This window comes from Corynebacterium macginleyi, assembly GCF_003688935.1.
Lineage (GTDB): Bacteria > Actinomycetota > Actinomycetes > Mycobacteriales > Mycobacteriaceae > Corynebacterium > Corynebacterium macginleyi.
Map to the genome: position 1 here is coordinate 1 of NZ_REGE01000010.1, position 19,012 is coordinate 19,012.

Sequence of the window (19,012 nt, forward strand, 5' to 3'; positions counted from 1 at the left end):
ATACCCGTCAGCGTTGACCCCAGTGGCAAGCAGCACTGAGCATTTGACCACACGGCCGCCTTCGCGCACTTTGATTGTCAGCGCGTCGCAGGACAGGTAGGCGTAGCCGCCGGGATCGAGCGGACGGTTTTTGAAATCGGCGACCATCTCGTCGAGTTCTTCTGCCATGCGTGAAACTTGGGATTTCGACATGTTGGCAATACCCAACGTGGCTACCAGGTCGTTCATTCTGCGGGTGGAAACCCCTTTGAGGTAGCAGGTTGCAATCACAGTCGATAAGGCCCGTTCTGCCCGCGTACGGCGTTCTAACAACCAGTCCGGGAAGAATGCGCCGTGACGCAACTTCGGTACTGCGACATCGATCGTGCCGACACGGGTGTCAAGGTCGCGGTGGCGGTACCCATTGCGGTGGTTGACGCGTTCGGTGGAGGCAACGCCGTATTCGGCGCCGCAGACGGTGTCGGCCTGGGCGGAGAGGATTTGGTTGATAAACCCTTGCAGCATCTGGCGCATCAAGTCAGGGGAGGCTTGAGCGAGCAGATCATCCAAGTAGGTTGTCGGGTCGATAGAATGTGGTGCAGCGGTCATCGTCATATGCCTTTCGGTGAGATGTGGTAGTTGAGTCGAAAGGTTAACTGACGGTGACCGTCCCACTATTTCCGGGGCCCACCATCAGCAAGCGTTACACCACACTACTGGACGCAACCGTGTTCCCGCCGATGACAGCGGTCATACCCACGTTGCTACCCACCTGGACCATGCCGGATTCTGGCGGTCGATTACTGACGTATAGAAGAAAATACCCCAGAAGTGAGCCATCAGCCGCGTTATAGCCCTTTTACTGCTTGTTTCAGGGCATAACGCGGCCGCAGTCTGCTCTGTCCTCGTGGGGCTTTATGAAAACTCGCTCAACCGGTGAACTAGCTTAGCGATTGAGCCATTGATTATTTCCTTGTGGAGATAACTTCCACCAAGCATTTGAGACACTTTGATGTGCTGAGTTAGTACAGCTAGGACTTGGTCGTCGCTCATCTCAGAGATCTCGGTGGACGAAATGAATTCCGTGAGCTCTTTACCGCCGAATAATGCTTGGGGATCCGTGACACTAAAGTTTTCAAAGTCCTTAATGAACTCGCTGCGAAGTAACTCGGTGTTTTTGGGTGCATCCTTTAATTCTTGTGCTTCAACCAGTTGATCATAGAACTTAGTGAGCTCTGCATATTTGCCTGAAGTGTCGCTGCTTTCTTGGCCTTCCGTGTCGTCTGTCCGGCCTGTTTTAGATACAGGGAAGGTGAATACAAGATCTTCAGGATCTAAGTCGAGATATTCGAAAAGACTGCGAAGGAACCAGATTTTGGCAGAAGTGTTGTTTCCAACCTGAACATAGAGGCCTTCTTCAATCTTCCGAAAGGACCGATCTTGTTCGACCGCAGGGTTTTCAGAGCGAAGGAATTTCGAAGATTCTGCGAAAGAAAGAATTTCAGTCCGGTGCTCATGAAGTAAATACTTCAGTACTGCTTCGACCATGTCAGCCCACGATTTAGTAGTCTTTCTGAAGTCGCCGAATTCAAATCCGCTAATCTTTCGGCCACTGAATTCTTCGCTTTCCCCCATCGGTTCCTTTGGGAGCACTGCTTCTGGCGGGGCGAAGTTGGTTGGCTTAGCTTCCCAGAAAGCTAACGCTTTATTGGTAAGGAGCTCGTTTCTCTCTTCAAGCTGGGTTAGAGACCAGCGATTAAATTGCTTCAGGAGCTCATTGAGGCGATACGGCGAGCTGTCGAAACCGTTCTCCATGGTTTTCTTGGTGGTAAATGGAGAATTCGAGTAGGAAGAGTTGTAGCCGGTGACCGTGAGATTGCCAATGCGGTTTAACCATGACTCGTGAATTTCTTCGGCCTTGTCACCGAGCTCCTGGCGCCAAGCGTCCGTAAGGGTCTGGGGCATGATGTGCTCGATGGAAATCCTATTTTCAGCCAGTGCAGTGGAGACATCACGAATATCTTTTGAATCACCATTTTCCAGGCAATTGAAAAGGTATTGCCGCCAGTATGCCCGAATATTGTAGAAGTCCTTGGTGGCAAAGGCTTCCTTGAACTCAGCATCGGTGGGGAAACGACCGCTTCCTGAGCGCCTATTGAGTTGGTAAATGACGATTGGAGCGAATGGGGTGCCGTCAGCGTGAAGCTTACTGATTTCCGCATACATAGTCGCGAAAATTTTATTGAGTGAGTTGGTTGCGATGCCAGTGACAAATCGGCGAACGATATAGGACTCGATGGTTAGCAATACTTCGAGGAAGTCATCAGGCGTCGTCTTGGATTCATGGACGTCTCGAAGAAGCGGCATGAGGAACGGTAGAACCACAGCACCCATAAATTCGTTCATGCGCTTTAGTTGTGTGTCCACTTCAGGGTAACCGGTATCGGATTCGCGTATTTCGCGGAAATACTTGGAATAGGCGTATAAATCATCCAAGAGCTCAGGCATATTCGTCTTCCGCTTGGAAGCGAAAGATTTGAATGCCTCATAAACGTCTTGTTCGCGTGGAGTCTTGGTGGTGTACGTAGTGAGGTACCAGCGAATGAAAGAGTCAGTCTGAAAGCTACAGTTGTCTTCAATCGGATTCCAACGTTCGTTATATAACCTTTCCTGTTGCGTAGAGTCCAAGCCCATGAGGACATAGTTGCGGATTTTGTCAGCTTCTTTAAGTTCCAAGCCGGTGGAGTTTAAGCTTTCGAAGATTCGCTGGGGCTCGTCGTATTCCTCCAAATCCAAATGCATCACCTCAAGGCGGCAGATCGCTTTCCAGACCTGGTCAGCGTCCAAAGAGGTAGAGCGCAGCTTCTCTCGGAAGAACCGGTAGTTAGACGTTACATTCGATGAGTTAATGAATTCAGTTTCAGGACCAAATAGTCTCTGATAAGCATTATCATCGTCTTTTACGGGCTTAAGCTTGAAACGCGGGTTTTCCTTGTTGTAGCCGATTCGCAGGTAGTCAGAGATAATTTTCTCGGCAAGCGAAGGATCTTCACTCTGGATTTCGTCATCTCGGAGGGCATGTGCGAAAGCAAGCATGAGGATGCTGACGGTGGTAAGCCTCTGTTGGCCATCGATGACAATCCAATTCCAGGAATCTTGGTTCTTCCCCACTACCGCGCCGAAGAAGTGTTTCTTTCGGTCGCTGAGGATTATTTCCTCAAGATCGTCAAAAAGCCGGGCACATTGCTTGTGCTGCCAGTCGTAGTTGCGCTGGTATACGGGGATGAGGAGACGGCGATTATTGCCATCATAAAGCGTATAGATTTCACGGATGCTGCCGCGCATGGGAGACCTTTCGCGAGAAGGGAAATAGAAAGATAAGGCCATTTTAAAGGACAGAAATAGCGACGGGCGGTTAGGGAGAGAATGGAAGTAAATAGGTCTTCGCCAGGGCTACGCATAAACTCGAGAGGAAGAACCCAACCCGAGGAGCCACCATGAACCAGAATAAATTCCGTCACGTCGTCGTCATGGGAGTCTCTGGATCTGGAAAGACAACGGTGGGGGAGGCGCTGTCGCCGCTGGTAGGGCTAGACTACCGCGACGGCGATGATATGCATCCGCAGGCAAATATCGACAAGATGGCCGCGGGAACGCCGCTGAATGATGAGGACCGGGAGCCGTGGCTAAAACAGATTGGTCAATGGCTGGCGGATAGGCCAGAAGGTGCGATAGTGGGGTGCAGCGCGCTAAAACGCAAGTACAGGGATCTGATTAGGCAGTACTGCCCAGGCGTGGCGTTTGTGCACGTACACGGGGACTTTGATGTGTTGTATGAGCGGATGCAACACCGGCCGGGACACTTCATGCCAGCGTCGCTGTTGCAGTCGCAGTTCGACACCTTGGAGCCGCTGGAAGAGGACGAAACTGGCCGCGTCTTCGATGTGACGCGGCCAGCGGAAGATATTGCAGAAGAGGCTGCTGCTTGGATAAAGACCGGCGCTTAAAAGACTGCAGCCGCGCCGTAGAGGACTAGGACGAGTGCGAAGCCAATGACGGAGATGAGCATCTGATTAACGGTCCATGTCTTCAGCGTTGTCATCGTGTCCATGCCCATCAGGCGGCCGACGAGCCAGAAGCCGGAATCGTTAACGTGCGAGCCGAAGACCGAACCGGCGGCGGTGGCCACAACGATGAGTGCGAGTTGGAGCTCAGTGAAACCGCCAGCCTCGACGGCAGGGACCATCAGGGCAGCAGCCGTCGTGAGTGCGACGGTGGCTGAACCCTGTGCCAGGCGGAAGGCTACGGCGATCAGGTAGCAGGCCAGGATGACGGGGATACCGAGACCGGAGAGGGAATCGGCCAGCGCATCACCAATGCCGGAGGTGCGGAGTACGCCGCCGAACATTCCGCCCGCCCCCGTGATGAGTACGACAGAACAGATAGGGGCAAGCGAGGAGTCAACGAGTTTTTCCAGCGCCGACTTTTCCACGCCACGGCGCAGACCAAGAACCACCAGTGCGATAAGTGCCGTAATCAGCAACGCTATCGGAGTTTGGCCGAGCATAACGAAGAATCTGACCCACGTGGCACCGGCATCGATGGTGCCATAGGAAGTAAGAGCGTTGAGCCCGGTATTGCAGAAGATGAGCACCATTGGGGTGAGCAAGATGAAAACCACTGTGGCCGCGGAGGCGGGTTTTAAGGGTTGCTCTTCCTTCTCAAGTACGGGTCCGGCGATGGCGTCAGTGACCTTGAACGAGAACGTCTTGCCGGCAAATAGTCCAAAGCGGTAGCCGGAGATATACCAGGTAGGAAGAGCTAACAGTAGGCCGACGAGTAGCACCAGGCCGAGATCAGCGCCGTAGAATTCACTGGCGGCGACAGGACCAGGGTGTGGTGGCAGGTAGACGTGCATGACAGAAAATGCGCCGGCGGCCGGCAGGCCAAAGGCAAGGACTGGGCCATTCAAATGGCGGGCGACGGCAAAGATAACCGGCAGCATTACGATAAGACCGGCATCGAAGAAGATCGGAAAGCCCATAATCAACGAGGCGATGCCGAGGGCAAGGGGCGCTTTATTTTCGCCGAAGCGGTGCACCATGGCATCGGCAAGCGACTGCGCACCGCCGGAAGCTTCCACGAGCCGGCCAATCATGGCGCCGAACCAAGTGTCGAGCTGAAACTTTGAGTCATCGTAGGGACTATGCCTTCGAGTGGTATTCCTGCCGCAAGCGCTGTCAGCGCAGAAACCACCAGCAGCGTGAGAAAAGCATGGAGTTTGAAATATATGACCGATACCAAAATCACAGCGATCGCAGCCACTGCAATTCCTAGCAGCGGACCGGTGGACAATGTGGGTTCCCACGTCTCCATAGGGCAGGCTCCTTTTCTTGTGCAAACCTTTGAATAAGGTTTACGTTAGCAGCAGCTCTGCTAGCCGATGCCCACATTCACCCGACATGGCTTTTCCACCGACACTCTAAACTCCAGCAACTGGGTATAGAAAAACCCCTGGTTCCTGCTAAGGACCAGGGGAGAAGCCGAGGCGAGTCTAGTCGAACTGGCCTTGGATGATGGCCGCTACATCAAGCGGGGTGACGTAATAAGAGATAGGGTTCTGGTTGGCACCTGCCATAAGCGCACCGGCACAGGAATGTCCTGCGCCCATCATGTGGCCTAGCTCGTGAGCGATCGTGCCTTGGAGCGCCTCAGGGTAGGTGGCGTTGGGCGTTTTGATCGAGACCAACTTGTGATCTGGGTAAGCCGAACCTTGGACGTAGCCGCGACGATCGGGGTTGTAGATGATGGAAATGGTGTCATCATCAGCTTCGGAAGGCTTTACTTCCTTAAGGGAAGCCTTCCCCCCAAGGGCCTGGTTCCAATCGGCAACGGCGGCGTCTAGCTGCTCGCGGTAGGGGAAGTTATCCGCCACTTTTTACTTCAGTACGCCGTCGCGGAAATAAGGTTTCACAGAGTCCTCATCGTGGAGGATGGAAGGATCTGGAACCGGTTTTCCTTCATTAGCCAGTTTGGTGATGGTCTTGCAGGTCTTGGAATCGATGAGGGAACGTACCGGGTGGCTCTTCGCGTTCGCCGCCGGAGCGGCGATAGCGCCGAGAATGGCGGTGGTGGCAAGGGCGGTGACGGATAGCTTCTTCAGATAGCGCATCAGCAGTTAGTTACCTTTCGCTTGGCTTTAACATTCGCGGAATGCAGTTGTTCCTAGCGATATCCGCAGGAAACGCAATTGCATGGACGCCTTAGGCAGTCGATGGCCAATCAGCTTATGTCATGCTGGAGAAAAATGGAAATTAACGTCGTTAATTTCGCTCTGCCGTTGCTAGTTTAGACGCTCACCGGTAGTAGAGCTAAAAAGGTGGACACGGTCGGGATCCGGGGAAATGTGGAAAGTGTCACCTATCGCGTAATCACGGCGAGCTTTAACCAACACGCCAGTTTGTCCGCCCATTCGGGTGGTCGACTGAAGATTTTCGCCGGAGTTTGCTAAGTCACCGTAGAGGTAGGTTTGATTGCCTAGCTCTTCAACGTGCCTCACGGTGAATTCCGCCCCTTCCTCTGTGTGCACCCAATCTTCAGGACGAACGCCAACGGTAACTGATTGCGAACCGTCGAAGTTGTAATTGGCCAAGTTGATGCGAATAGAGCCCAGTGAGACCTGGCTAGAGGAGTGTACGAGGTTGTAAATATTCATGGCAGGAGAGCCGATGAAGCCGGCCACGAAGACGTTGCGGGGGTGGTCGTAGATTTCACGAGTGGTATCTACTTGTTGCAGGACACCGGCATTGAGAACGGCAACGCGGTCACCCATGGTCATTGCTTCGGTCTGGTCGTGGGTCACGTACACCGTGGTGGTGCCTAGGCGGCGCTGCAAATTGGAAATCTGCACGCGGGTAGATACGCGCAGTTTTGCATCCAAGTTGGATAATGGTTCGTCCATGCAGAACACGGCTGGTTCGCGCACGATAGCGCGGCCCATTGCTACGCGTTGGCGCTGGCCGCCTGATAGATTCGCAGGTTTCCGGTCGAGCAAATCCTCCATTTGTAAGATTTTGGCGGCTTCTTGCACCCGCGTTTTAATCTGATCCTTGGGTACTTTCCGGTTCTCCAAGGCGAAGGACATATTTTGTGCGACCGACATATTCGGGTACAGGGCGTAGTTCTGAAAAACCATGGCCACGTCTCGATCTGATGGGCTGACTCCCGTGACGTCTCTTCCGCCGATGCGAATGGAACCTCGGTCGGTCGGCTCAAGGCCCGCGAGCATGCGTAGGCTGGTGGATTTTCCACAGCCAGAAGGCCCGACGAGGACCAAAAACTCGCCATCGGAAATATCTAGATTGAGACAGTCAACTGCGGGGCGCTCGGCATCTTTGGAGTAGATGCGGCTTGCTCCATCAAATGTGACAGTGGCCATGGTGTTACCTTTCAGATACTAAGGAGAATAGCGCAAGATTAGCCGTTAATGATGGGCTTTACCTGGTTGTCATAAATGGACTGCAGAGTCTTTTCCAGATCCGTGAGCACTTTGGTGACATCGTCGCGGTTGGTGACGATCTTTTCAAAGGCGCCACCGATCTCCTGATCTGCTCCGGGAAGGAATACACGGGCGTTGTCCTGCGGACGAGTTTCTGGAAGCTGCTTAATGGCAGTCTCGAAATTTGGGTTCTCTTTCATGAATTTCTTCTGGTCTTCGTTGTCGGCAGCAGAAGAGCGTACTGGCATATAACCCACATTTTGGGACCAGTATGCGGTGTTTTCCTCGTTCGTGATGAAATCAATCAGCTTGATGGCTGCCAATTGGCGGTCTTTGCTGATACCTGAAGGGATGGCAAGGCCGGCACCTCCGGTGGGGCAAGCGCCATCTCCCTTTGGATTGGGAAGGAATGCGGTTCCTAGCTCAAAGTCAGCAGTATCAGTGATACCTGCTAGATCGCCTGTGGACAAAACAGTCGCTGCAGCGCGACCGGTGCCAAACTCCATCGCCATGTCATTGCCCATGTAAGAATAGCCATTCTTATCATCGGTAATTTCCTTAAGCCATTCCACAGCCTTGATGGTTTTGTCGTCAGTGAACTTCAAATCCCACCCGTCGGAGTAGGAACCTCCCTTAGACCACAAGGGTCCCTGGAAAATCCACCCCAAGTAGCCGACGGCATCGCCCCAACCAAAAGGTTTCATCTTAGAATCCGCGCTGATGAGCTTCTTAGACCATTCATCCATTTCGGCCCAAGATTCCGGCCCGCGGTCCGGTAGACCAGCTTTTTTCCACGCATCCTTGTTGTAGTAGAACAGTGGAGTTGACCGGGCAAAGGGAAGCGCGAAGTGGCCTCCGTCGTAGCTATAATCCTCATAAAGCGGCTGTACGTAGCTCGAGAGGTCAATATCGGCTTCTTTGGCTAGATCATCAACGTTGGCGATCTGACCATTGATAGCGAAGTTGTACCACCACACATCAGAGAGAACTACGATGTCCGGAAGATCGGAGCCGGTGAGAGCAGCATTAAACTTTTGTGCTGCCTCCTCGTAGTTCTTTCCTGCGTCAACAAGGTTGACCTTGATAGAGGGGTTTTCTTTTTCGAAACGAGAGATGATTTCCTGCTCGATGTCCTTTGAAGAAGCCGGGTGGTTGGACCACCACGTCAACTCCGTGACTTCTCCGCCATTGTCACCGTCGTTAGTGCCCTGGGAACTAGTAGATGAGGTGCCCGCACAAGCGGCAAGGAATGTGGCGGTGGAAGCAGTGGAAGCTAGCGCGAGAAATTTACGGCGAAGCATTGTTGTCTCCTTATTTTCAAGTCAGAATGGGAAGAAATGGTTAGCAACGGCGAGCGTGATGGGGATAGAAGCCTTCTATCCTTTGACGGCGCCAGTGGTGAGACCTTGAATCATGTATTTCTGCAGGCCAAGGAAGATGATGACCATCGGAAGAATGGTTAAAACGGTGGCCGCCATTACCGGGCCCCAGTTAGTAACGCCATCATTGTTTTGCAGCATGGTCAGCCCCACCTGCAAGGGCGCAACACGTTCCGTATCCGCCATCAGGAATGGCCACAAGTAGGTGTTCCATTCGTTGACTAGGGTGATTACAGAAAACGCGGTTAGTGTTGGCCAAGAAACGGGAAGAAGCACCTTGGTAAGCAAGCGAATGGGACCGGCACCGTCCATGCGAGCAGCTTCTACAAGTTCATAAGGCAAGGAAAGAAAATGATTGCGCATGAGGAAGGTGCCGAATGCAACACCGGCTAGCGGGACGATGATACCGATAAAGGTATTACGCCATCCCAAGGAGTTAACCAAGGCATAGTTGGAAATCACCGTGATTTCAGCAGGGACCATGAGCGAAGAAATCACCACAATAAAGACTAAGTTGCGTCCCGGGAAGCGGAGAATAGACAACGCGTAGGCGGAGATGACACCAAGCGCAATCTTTATAGCGGAGAGGACCGCGGTAATGAAAACCGAATTGCGCAGGTAAGTCCAAAAGGGAACGCGCGTTGTGGCATCCGCGTAATTTTTTGTTTCCCACGTTGGAGGTAGCCAGTTAACTGGGTCGGTGTAAATGTCACCTCGGGCCTTGAACGAGGTCATTAAGATCCAGAACAACGGCAGGCCCACGAGCAGGAGGACGAGGATGATTCCTACGTAGCCGCCGATGAGTTTGGCACGTCGGACTACAGGGGAAGAATCTGTAACCATGTGAAGATTTGAATCAGCCATAGGGGTGGGTTAACCTCGCTTATCCATGATGCGGACCTGAATCAACGTGACGACGAGCAGGATGAGGAAAAGAATTGTCGCAGCAGTTGCACCGTAACCGGCACGGAAGTTAACAAAGGTCTCGTTATAAATCTGGAAAACCAACGTCTGGGTGCCATTTCCTTGCGGGCCGCCGCGAGTCATGACATTGATGATGTCGAATACCTGCACAGAGTTGAGCAGTACCGTAATGGAAAGAAAGAAAGTGGTATTGCGCAATTGCGGCATCGTCACACGCCAGAATTTGCGCCAACGCCCAGTTCCATCAATAGCGGCAGCTTCGTCTAATTCTTTGTCTAGGCCTTGGAGGGCAGCTAAGTAGATGACAAACGTATATCCCAGGTTCTTCCACACGAATGTGAATGTCACCATGAACAACGCCCAGCCAGGAACGGCGTAGAAGTTTGGTGAACTGGCGCCAAGCCACCCAAGGATTTCTTGAATTAAGCCGAAGTTGGGGTCGAATACAAATTGGAAGGCGATGCCGATTGCAGCACCAGAAATGGCGTAAGGCGCGAAGACCACAGATCGTGCAAAGTTGCGGCCCTTGATTCTTTGATTGAGAAGAAGCGCAAGCGTGAGCCCAATGACCATGGATCCAATGACCGCGAAGAAGGTGAAAATAACGGTATTGAAAACAATAGTCTTAGTGTCGTCGCGCGTGAACCACTCTATGTAGTTATCCAAGCCAACAAACGTTGAGCTTGGACTGGAGATATTCCAGTTAAAAAAGGACAGCCGAATATTATCCAGTAGCGGCCGGTAGGTAAAAACAGCAAGCAAGAAGAGGTTGGGCGCTAGGAGTACAGCGGCAAGCAACCATTCCTTATGCCTACTTTTTGTAGCCCTACGTACGAGTTCGGACGAAATATCGTTGTTAGGGCTGTTGGCGGTGGCGATGCCGGTTTTAGTGTCGGCGTGGTCATCCCTGAGAGTCACCCGTCAACTTTGAACCGCGTAGATTACGGGAAGCTTTATATGAGGGAAAATTTTGATGAATTGCAAGCGTCGAGTCAGTAAAAATAAGGGAGGGGCCTGTTGCTTGCTCGATAGAAAACGACTCCAGCGCCCGGGCCTCAGTGAAGGGCCGCAGGGCGCTGGAGCTGGTTCTCTCTATCTCTCTTGCGTTCTCTCAAACGCAAGGAAAATTATGTAACTGCATTCTGTTACAGGCATTGAAATAAGCTGAAAATTTCCTGAAAGTTAGTGTAGGCTAAGGACTATACGGGGTAGATGAGGGGTGCGTTAGTCTGGAAAGAAGAAACAGCCAAAATGTGGATGGAAGCTGGGGTAATGGCCACCGCCAAGTGTCCAGAATTGCAGTTTTCCCCCGAGGTAGAGGTGGAAGATTTGTCGTCGCAGTTTGATCCGAGTTTTCACCGCCAGATGGGCGTCGAAGCGGACGTCATCTTGCGTGTCGGAATGATGATGATGGGGGCGGGTACATCCGGGTATCGCGTGCTACGCGGTATGAAGCGCAGCGCGCGGGCGTTGGGTTTTGATCATCTGGATGCCGACGTGGGGTTAACCCAGATTACTTGTACTTTTCACCGGGGCGATTCTTTCCGGACCGTGATTGCGCGTACGCACTCTCCGGCCGTTGACGCTTCCCGCATCGAGGCATTGGAGGACCTCACCCATAATCACCTTTATTCCGGAATCACCGCCGACGAATTGTCGGGGATGCTTGATTCCATTGAAAATGACGTGAAAAAGCGCTGGGGCGTGTGGGTTTTATCCACGGCGGCAGCCGTTGCGTGTACGGCGTTTGCATTCTTGAATTTCTTTCCCGTGCAGGCAGTAGGCCTCGTGGCGCTGGCGGCTTTCGTAGGGCAATTCGTGCGTTATGAGGTGCTCCACCAGCACGTGCATCAAATCGGCGGCATCATTGCCGGTGGAGCGGCAGCCAGCATCTCGTTCTTTATACTTATCGAGCTCCTTGGTTTTGTTGGGGTGGTAGAGCCGAGCTCGCTTTCCGCAGGCTATGTCGCTGCGGTGCTCTTTTTGATTCCGGGGTTTCCGCTGTTTTCGGCACTGATTGACATCGCGCGCTTTGATTTTAATGCGGGTATTGCCAGGCTCGGGTATGCATTTACGGTCATCTTTATCGCTACGTTTACGGTTTCCATGGTCAGTTGGCTGACGGACCTTAGCCCTGATCCGCCGGTTCCCGCACCGGATACACGGTGGTACCTGCTGGCTTTCGTTGCCAGCTTCTGCGGTATCGCGGGGTTTGCCTTCCTCTTTAATTCTTCACGCCGCATGGTCCTGGTGGCCGCAAGTGTGGGGACCGTGGCTAACGCGGTGCGGCTAGGCCTCCTCGAGCTGGGTACGACCATCTACTTTGCGGCTTTTGTTGGCGGGCTCATTATCGGACTCTTGGGCGCCGTGGCTTCGAAAAAGGCGCGGTTGCCGCGCATTACTACTACCGTGCCGGCCGCTGTCATCATGATCCCTGGGGTCACGATGTTCCGCGCGGTCTATTATCTCAACGATGGCCAGATGGATCAGGCACTAGCGAATGTGGCCACAGGCCTGATGGTGGTCGGTGCCATCGGCGCAGGGTTGGTATTTGCTCGGCTGCTTACGGACCGCGATTGGGCGTTGGGACGACTCATTGATTTTGATAAGGAGATCCCACGGAAAGAGCCCAATTAGCCCAGGGGCCCAGCCTGATGGCAGTCATAGGCGGCAGGCTATAACGAAACTGCAGGCAATAATTCGGCTGGCAAAACGCCAGCGGCACCCGGTTCCTTTCGGTCCCAGGTGCCGCTGACGTCTCTCTACAAGGTGTTTCCATGTATCGGTTTTTACCGCCCTCTGGAAACCAAGGGGTTCTCTCTATCTCTCTCGTATGCGCTCTCTCAAACGCATGACTTAAGTATGGGACATGCGGCTGGAATAGCAATGGAATCTATCTGATAGTTGGCTGAAAGACATTGAAAGTTTCCTGTAAATCCATCTCCTCTTATTTAGTAGGCCACGAGATTATTTTTCTAGTAGTCCTTCCTCGATAAGGAAATCCCTTGCCACGGCGGTGTAATCCTCACCGTCGACGTCTACGCGGGCATTGAGCTCCTGCATTTTGTCATCCGTCAGGATCCGCGCTATGGGAGAGAAAAGATCCTTGATCTCTGGATGTTCTTCCAAGACCTCGGTACGTACGACCGGCGCAAGGTTGTACTTGGGGAAGAAAAACTCAGTATCGTCCAGTACGGTGAGGTTGAGGGATTTAATGCGGCCATCGGTGGCAAAAACAGAACCGAAGGTGCACTCGCCCTTATTCAACGCGGCATAAACGGCGCCGGAGTCCATAATGCGGACGCGGTCGCGCGGTGGTTGTTCCACGCCGTAGCTGTCAAGCATGGGTAGCAAGCCATCGTTCCGGGCCAAGAACTCACTATCGGTGCAAAAGGTCTGCTCGTTAGCGGGAATGTCTTTGATATCGGCCAGCGAATCAAGACCATATTCTGCGTAGGATTGCTCGCTCATAGCCAGCGCGTACGTATTATTCATTGGCGCTGGGGGCAACCAGGTGAGACCGTTGTCCTTATCGGCTTTTTCTACTGCCTCGTATTGTTCCTGTGAGCCGGGGATTGGATCGGTGTTGCCAAGATAGGTGATCCAGGCGGTACCGGTGTATTCAAACATGGAGTCCATATCGCCGACCTCCAGCGCTTGGCGCGCCGAGGTTGAACCGGGGATATTGGTCAAGTCCGCTACATTAGCACCGGCTGATTCTAGGAGGATGGCGCCAATTTTGCCCAAGATTATCTGCTCGGTGAAGTTCTTGGACCCGATTGAAATATGGGCCCCGTCAAGGTCTATATCGGCCAGATCACCCGTTAATTCCCCGTGTGGGATGAGGCCGCCTGCGGTGCCGAGGCCGCACCCGGCGAGGAAAAATGTGCTTGCGGCAGCGAGGGTTGCGAGGACTCGTTTCATTAGAACTTTGCCTTCGGGGCGAAAACAACCTCAAGAACGCGGCCCACCCATTCGACCGTTAAGGCTAAAGCAGCGATGAGGACCGCGCCAGAGATGAGAATAGGGTTGCGATACAGCGTGATTCCGGTGGTGATCAGGCTGCCGAGGCCGCCGGCGTCAATGAACGTGGCAAAGGCACCAGCCCCTACCAAAAGGACCAGGGAGGTGCGAATACCGGCCATGATGACCGGCAAGGCCATGGGTAGCTCGACCTTGGTGAGTACCTGGATGGGTGACATGCTCAGTCCATAGGCTGTCTCAATTAGCTGCTTATCCACTCCCCGCAAGCCTGCAATTACGTTAGCGAGCACGGGTAAGAAAGCATAGAACCAGAGGCCGAGGATGGCCACCGGTTTGCCAAAGCCTAGCCAGATGGCCAATAAGACAATGACGCCAACGACGGGCGCGGCCTGGCCGATATTCGCGATGCTAGTGATGATCGGTGCCATGAACAAGGTGGACTTGCGCGTTAGCACGGTGCCCAGCGGAACAGCCGTGGCGATGACCAGCAACGCGGAGATGACCACGAGGACCAAATGCTCGCGGGCCATGGTCAGCACGGAGCTAATCTGCAGGGTGCGTTCTTCAATATCATCCAGCTCGGCCATGGCGTGCCAGATGAGCCAGCCGCTCACCGTGAGCACTACGAGGATGGGGATGCCGATGATAAGGAGGCGGTCTTCACCGGTGAGGCGCCTAAATTTCTCCACCAAAATCCACTTCCTTGTTATCTAAAGCCTCTTGGGCCGCGGCATTCATCTGCTGGATAAAGTCTGTGACCGTTTCGTAGTACAAAACGCCCACGAATTCTCCCCGGCGGGTAACAAGCGCACCGCTGTGGGAGGAAGCAAGCATGGCAGACATGGCATCGCTAAGCGTAGAGTGCGCATCCACGATGGAGTTGAGCTCGAACTGCGGTTCCGGGATGGTCTCGTAGCGCTCGAGTTGGCGGGCGAAGATCCAGTCACGGGGATGGCCCTTGTCATCGACGATGACGACCATTTCCTCGCCGGCCGCGCGCAGGCGCGCGAGCGCCTGATTGGTGGGTTCACCGATGCGTGCGGTGGCCTGATCCGCTAGCTCCAGCTCATCCGCGCGACGCAGGTTAAGTTGTTTTAAGGCAGAGCCGGAACCAATAAAGTCAGCCACGAAATCGTTCTTCGGTGCGGCGAGAATATTTTCAGGGGTATCGTACTGACTGATCCTTCCGCCCGGTTCAAAGATGAGGATGCGGTGCCCCAGTTTGATGGCCTCATCGATATCGTGCGTGACGCAGATGATGGTCTTTTTCAGTTCGGATTGGATAGTGACCAATTCATCTTGCAGGCGGGTCCGGGTGATGGGGTCTACTGCACCGAAGGGTTCGTCCATTAAAACCACTGGGGGATCCGCCGCCAGGCCGCGGGCGACGCCGACGCGCTGCTGCTGGCCACCGGATAACTCGCCGGGGAAGCGATCGCGATAGGTGGCAGGATCGAGCCCGACCATTTCCAAAAGCTCGTCGGTGCGCTGGGTAATTTTATCGGCCCTCCACTTCTTCAGCTTAGGTACCAGGGCGATATTCTCAGCGACGGACATGTGCGGGATGAGTCCGCCGCCTTGGATAACATAGCCAATATCGCGGCGCAGCTGCGTGGGGTTTTTCTTGGTGGCGTCCTCGCCATCGATATAAATGGTGCCGCTGGTTGGCTCCACCAAACGGTTAATCATTTTTAGCGAGGTGGTCTTACCGCAACCGGAAGGGCCGACAAAAGCGACCAGTTCGCCCGCAGGAATCTTGAAGGAAAGATCCGAAGCCGCGGGGGAGGCTTGGCCCGAGTAGATTTTAGTGACGTGATCGAAAACGATGCTGGCTCCGCTATTGCTCGTATCCGCGGTGTGTGTGGATGAAGCGTGGGTTGAATCCGACATTCTTAAATACCTTTCGGGGTGGTTAATTGTTGGATTCCGGCGAGAATCGCATCCACGATGAGTGCAATGATGACGACACCGATAGTGCCCACCAAAGCAAAGTTGAGTGCATTGGTGCCGCCGATTTGGCTCAGCCCTGAATAGATATATCCACCCAGTCCAGGGCCGAGCGCGTAGGCGGCAATAGCGGCTACACCCATCGACATCTGGGTGGAGACGCGGATGCCGGTCATGATGACGGGCCAGGCCAGCGGCAGCCGGATGCGGAAGAGGATGGCTGTCGAGCTCATTCCCTGGCCAAGGGCGGATTCGATGACATCGTCGCTGACACCGTGTAAACCGACGATGGCATTGCGCAAGATGGGAAGGACGGCATAAAAGACCACGAGAGCAGCCGAAGGTATGGTGCCGATACCGAAGAGCGGTATGGCAAGACCAAGTAGGGCCAACGAGGGCAGCGTCAGGCCAATGGAGGTGAGAGCATTAGCGAAAGCCGCACCCCGCGGGCGTTGGGCTACAAAAATGGCAATAATTAACGCGATGACCAGGGCCACGGCGACCGATTGGATGACCAGGCTGGCGTGCTGGTAACTGCGGAAGAGGATATCCTGCCAGCGCGCAGCGATAAATTCGTCCATTTCATCACCTAAAAGAAAGGGAATAAGGAGCAGAGAGAATAAATAGGAGCACAGAGTCTTTGGTCCTTCCTCTGCACTGCTGATCTGCTTCTAGCGTACAAGCCTTTTTAAGCGCTAAACAATAGGGGGTAGGACCGGCTGGGCACTAAATCGGGCTCAAGGCGAGCTAGGGACAGACATTGACAAGAGCACGGCGCCACCAATGAAAATGCAAGGCCAGCGGGTGCCAGAATGAGCCCGAGCTGCAGTCTCTGACCGATACGACGACCACGATGAGCACACCAATGATGATGTAGGCCCACGCCTGTGAAGAGAGTTTCAAGAATTTGATGGAAGGCAAGTAAAGGGCACGTGGCCTACAGCCGGGCGGTTACTTTCTCATTCGCTGCAATTGCATCTAAGCGGGATGCAGGGCAAAGTCCGGCGACGACGACGGCGGAGCCGCCGGCGGCCAGGGGTTCGAGTACAGCGCGGGTGAAGGAAGTTTTGTCGTTCCACCCAGTAGACAGCAACCGCTCGGCGGTTTCGGGCGGGGCTATAACCTCCGGCAGCGGTTGGGTTTCACCAAAGTACTGATCGCCATAAAAGCGTACGGTGGGGCCAAAGTCAATCGCGCCGGCGGGTAGATCCCCGCCGGATTCAACAATGCCCCTGCCGAAGGGATCGTCGCTGATGAGCACGATATCGGCCTGCGGTTGCCGCTCTTGGGCAGCAAGGTAGCGGGCGGGGGAGGTAAAGACAACATCGGCAAGCGCTGTCGATTCACCGAACTCGAAGGTGGTCCCGGCAGCGAGGGAGCCTAGGGCTATGACCGCCGCCTGCCATGAGGTGGGCACGTCGATGACAATGGTGGAATCCGGTTCCAAGTCGAGCTCTTCTTCCAACATATTGGCAATCTTTGCCACCCAGTTATCTAGGGTCTGCGCGGAAAAATCCATGCGCGCGCCGGTGGATTCGTCATAAACAGTCAGCCGCGGGGTGGCGGCATCGGCGTTTAAAAGATGGGCGAGTAGTTCCATACCCGCCCATCGTAGGCTAGCCTGCTTAGTTCACGCAGCGCGGACCGTCGCCGCCAGCGTCAATTTCAGGGGACACGTTGCTGGCTCCGAAGTCATCGCCCGGGGTTCCTACCAGTTCGGTATCCACTTCGTTTGCGGATTCCTCGGCGCTGGCTTGCTCATCGGAGGGACCCTCGTAATCATCGGTGACCACCACGAGCAACGTTGTGTCATCGAGCTGTGGGTTTTCTACCACCGGCAGGCCACCGAGCTTCTCGGCTAGTTTTTTTGCATCTTCACTATCAGCGTCCGCGGCCACGACTTGGGATTCGGAATAGATGCCGGGCTGGGCATTGGCGGAGCGCTCAACGGTATAGCCGGCGCTTTCCAGCCAGGTGCCGATGCCAGCTGCCAAACCATCGATATGGCCAGCATTGAGGACGTGGACCTTGTTATCGGGGTTGATATCAGCAGCATGCTCCGGGGCGTTTTCGGTGTTTTCCTCTTTATGGGGTGCGTTTCCTTCGGCTTCTTCGTGGGACTTGACCAGGTCCTCCATGAAGCGGTGCACCTCATTGATATCGATGGTGACGATCGATTCGCCATAATCGCCGCGGCCATCGATGGAGGTAACCGGGATGGTGGTGAAGGTGACATTGCCGCCGGCCAGGCCAGCTAACTGGGTGACAAAGCCCATGATGTCCCAACCGTCATCGATGACCACAGAGCGTTCCACGGCCTTGGCGATCTTGGATAGTTTGGACGGGCTTGTCAGCGTATCACTATTGAGCACCTTATTGACCAGTGAGGCCATATACGCCTGCTGGCGCACAATGCGGTCAAGATCTCCGCGCGGCAGGTTATAGCGCTGGCGCACGAAGGTCAGTGCCTGCGCACCATTGAGGTTCTGGATGCCCTTGTGGAAATTGGCGCCGGACATCTCATCCTCAACATCATCATTGAGGCATACCTCAACGCCTCCGACGGCATCAGTAAGCAGTGTAAAGCCCAGCAAGCCCACCTCGGCGTAGTGGTCAATGGACACGCCGGTCAGGGAATGCACCTTCTTCAGCAAGCCTTCGCGGCCGGCTTCTACGCCGTGCTTTTCGATGTCCTTATCCGTAAACGGTTTCTTTTCACCCCGTGCCTCTGCCTGGGCATTTTCCTGCTGCAGCTCGTTGACCTTGTCGTTTTTATGCGAGGCGTAGACGGCATTGATCTTCATATTGCCGTAATCCGGATCGTTGACATAGGTATCGCGCGGAATGGAGACTGCGGTAGCGCGCGATCCGTCCTCCGGAATGCGCACGAGCATGATGGTGTCGGTATTTTCCTCGCCCTCGGCGACGCCGGCATGGAGATCTGCCAGTTCCTTTTCCGAGAGCGGGTTGCCCTGGGCATCGGTGCGCGAATCTTTGCCCACCAGCAGGATATCTGCTGCGCCGTCTAATGAGGGATTGGGTAAACCATCCTCGCCCAGGGATAGGTCTGTGGCGGAGGACATTCCCGTATCCAGGCGCCCCACCGTGGCGTAGCCCGCACCGGAGACAGCCAGGATAAAGGCAGAAATGACAGCCACGATGGTTTTGGTGGCCGTGGAACCCTGTTGCTTAACCGCTTTAGCGGCTGAGGGCGCGGGTTGGATATTGCGCGCCCGGTGAGTGTTCTCAGAAGTCACAAGTGAAGGCTTTCTACTTTCCGGGGATCTGGAGATAGTTTAGG

Annotated in this window: 16 protein-coding genes and 1 pseudogene; 2 read left to right on the plus strand and 15 right to left on the minus strand. The window is 54.2% G+C overall.

All coding sequences use genetic code 11. The annotated features are described in order from the left end of the window. Nucleotides 1-588 (minus strand): transposase (locus tag D9V82_RS07630; protein WP_208635841.1); only part of this gene is annotated, 588 nt, incomplete at its 3' end. Between the two features lie 306 nt (nt 589-894). Then, entirely contained in the window at nt 895-3,324 is a 2,430-nt protein-coding gene (locus D9V82_RS07635) for a DUF262 domain-containing protein (RefSeq protein ID WP_121911818.1), read from the minus strand. 152 nt (nt 3,325-3,476) lie between these two features. Here D9V82_RS07635 and D9V82_RS07640 point away from each other — a divergent pair, with 152 nt between their 5' ends. Continuing rightward, complete coding sequence (locus D9V82_RS07640; protein WP_121911819.1) at nt 3,477-3,986, plus strand: gluconokinase; 510 nt, start codon at nt 3,477-3,479, stop codon at nt 3,984-3,986. Here the strand turns inward: D9V82_RS07640 and D9V82_RS07645 are convergent. The 7 genes and pseudogenes from D9V82_RS07645 to D9V82_RS07675 all read right to left on the minus strand — a co-directional run bounded on the left by D9V82_RS07645 (nt 3,983) and on the right by D9V82_RS07675 (nt 10,629). Further along, a pseudogene (locus D9V82_RS07645) lies at nt 3,983-5,355 on the minus strand (GntP family permease). The gene D9V82_RS07640 and the pseudogene D9V82_RS07645 overlap by 4 nt on opposite strands. Before the next feature lie 178 nt (nt 5,356-5,533). After that, nucleotides 5,534-5,914 carry a zinc metalloprotease gene (locus D9V82_RS07650; RefSeq protein ID WP_121911820.1) on the minus strand — a complete coding sequence of 127 codons (381 nt, stop codon included), beginning with the start codon at nt 5,912-5,914 and terminating at the stop codon, nt 5,534-5,536. 3 nt (nt 5,915-5,917) lie between these two features. Next, on the minus strand, nt 5,918-6,151 hold the full coding sequence (locus D9V82_RS07655) for a hypothetical protein (RefSeq protein WP_121911821.1): 234 nt from the start codon (nt 6,149-6,151) through the stop codon (nt 5,918-5,920). Between the two features lie 171 nt (nt 6,152-6,322). Continuing rightward, complete coding sequence (locus tag D9V82_RS07660) at nt 6,323-7,417, minus strand: ABC transporter ATP-binding protein (RefSeq protein WP_121911822.1); 1,095 nt, start codon at nt 7,415-7,417, stop codon at nt 6,323-6,325. 38 nt (nt 7,418-7,455) lie between these two features. Continuing rightward, nucleotides 7,456-8,778, minus strand: coding sequence for an ABC transporter substrate-binding protein (locus D9V82_RS07665; protein ID WP_121911823.1), 1,323 nt, complete (start codon nt 8,776-8,778; stop codon nt 7,456-7,458). Nucleotides 8,779-8,853: 75 nt separating this feature from the next. Then, nucleotides 8,854-9,720 carry a carbohydrate ABC transporter permease gene (locus D9V82_RS07670; RefSeq protein WP_121911824.1) on the minus strand — a complete coding sequence of 289 codons (867 nt, stop codon included), beginning with the start codon at nt 9,718-9,720 and terminating at the stop codon, nt 8,854-8,856. Nucleotides 9,721-9,729: 9 nt separating this feature from the next. Next, on the minus strand, nt 9,730-10,629 hold the full coding sequence (locus D9V82_RS07675; protein WP_238995913.1) for a carbohydrate ABC transporter permease: 900 nt from the start codon (nt 10,627-10,629) through the stop codon (nt 9,730-9,732). A 516-nt stretch (nt 10,630-11,145) separates the two neighbouring features. Between D9V82_RS07675 and D9V82_RS07680 the strand changes: the two genes are divergently transcribed. Next, nucleotides 11,146-12,417 (plus strand): threonine/serine exporter family protein, encoded by a 1,272-nt coding sequence (locus D9V82_RS07680; protein WP_121911873.1) that lies wholly within the window; start codon nt 11,146-11,148, stop codon nt 12,415-12,417. A gap of 330 nt (nt 12,418-12,747) precedes the next feature. On the opposite strand, the gene D9V82_RS07685 is transcribed toward D9V82_RS07680, so the two are convergent. The 6 genes from D9V82_RS07685 to D9V82_RS07710 form a co-directional block, all read right to left on the minus strand. Further along, nucleotides 12,748-13,704, minus strand: coding sequence for a glycine betaine ABC transporter substrate-binding protein (locus tag D9V82_RS07685; protein ID WP_121911826.1), 957 nt, complete (start codon nt 13,702-13,704; stop codon nt 12,748-12,750). Continuing rightward, a complete protein-coding gene (locus tag D9V82_RS07690) occupies nt 13,704-14,453 on the minus strand; it encodes an ABC transporter permease (protein ID WP_204084048.1) in 750 nt (249 codons plus the stop codon). Before D9V82_RS07690 ends, D9V82_RS07685 begins: the two co-directional genes overlap by 1 nt. After that, nucleotides 14,440-15,654 carry an ABC transporter ATP-binding protein gene (locus tag D9V82_RS07695; RefSeq protein ID WP_121911828.1) on the minus strand — a complete coding sequence of 405 codons (1,215 nt, stop codon included), beginning with the start codon at nt 15,652-15,654 and terminating at the stop codon, nt 14,440-14,442. The genes D9V82_RS07690 and D9V82_RS07695 overlap by 14 nt, the downstream gene beginning before the upstream one ends. 2 nt (nt 15,655-15,656) lie before the next feature. Then, nucleotides 15,657-16,292: an ABC transporter permease gene (locus D9V82_RS07700; RefSeq protein WP_121911829.1), complete on the minus strand. Its 636-nt coding sequence runs from the start codon at nt 16,290-16,292 to the stop codon at nt 15,657-15,659. 356 nt (nt 16,293-16,648) lie between these two features. Then, nucleotides 16,649-17,311, minus strand: coding sequence for a TIGR03089 family protein (locus D9V82_RS07705; RefSeq protein ID WP_121911830.1), 663 nt, complete (start codon nt 17,309-17,311; stop codon nt 16,649-16,651). A 25-nt stretch (nt 17,312-17,336) separates the two neighbouring features. After that, nucleotides 17,337-18,968, minus strand: a complete 1,632-nt coding sequence (locus D9V82_RS07710; protein WP_121911831.1) for an LCP family protein — start codon at nt 18,966-18,968, stop codon at nt 17,337-17,339. Nucleotides 18,969-19,012: the final 44 nt, after the last annotated feature.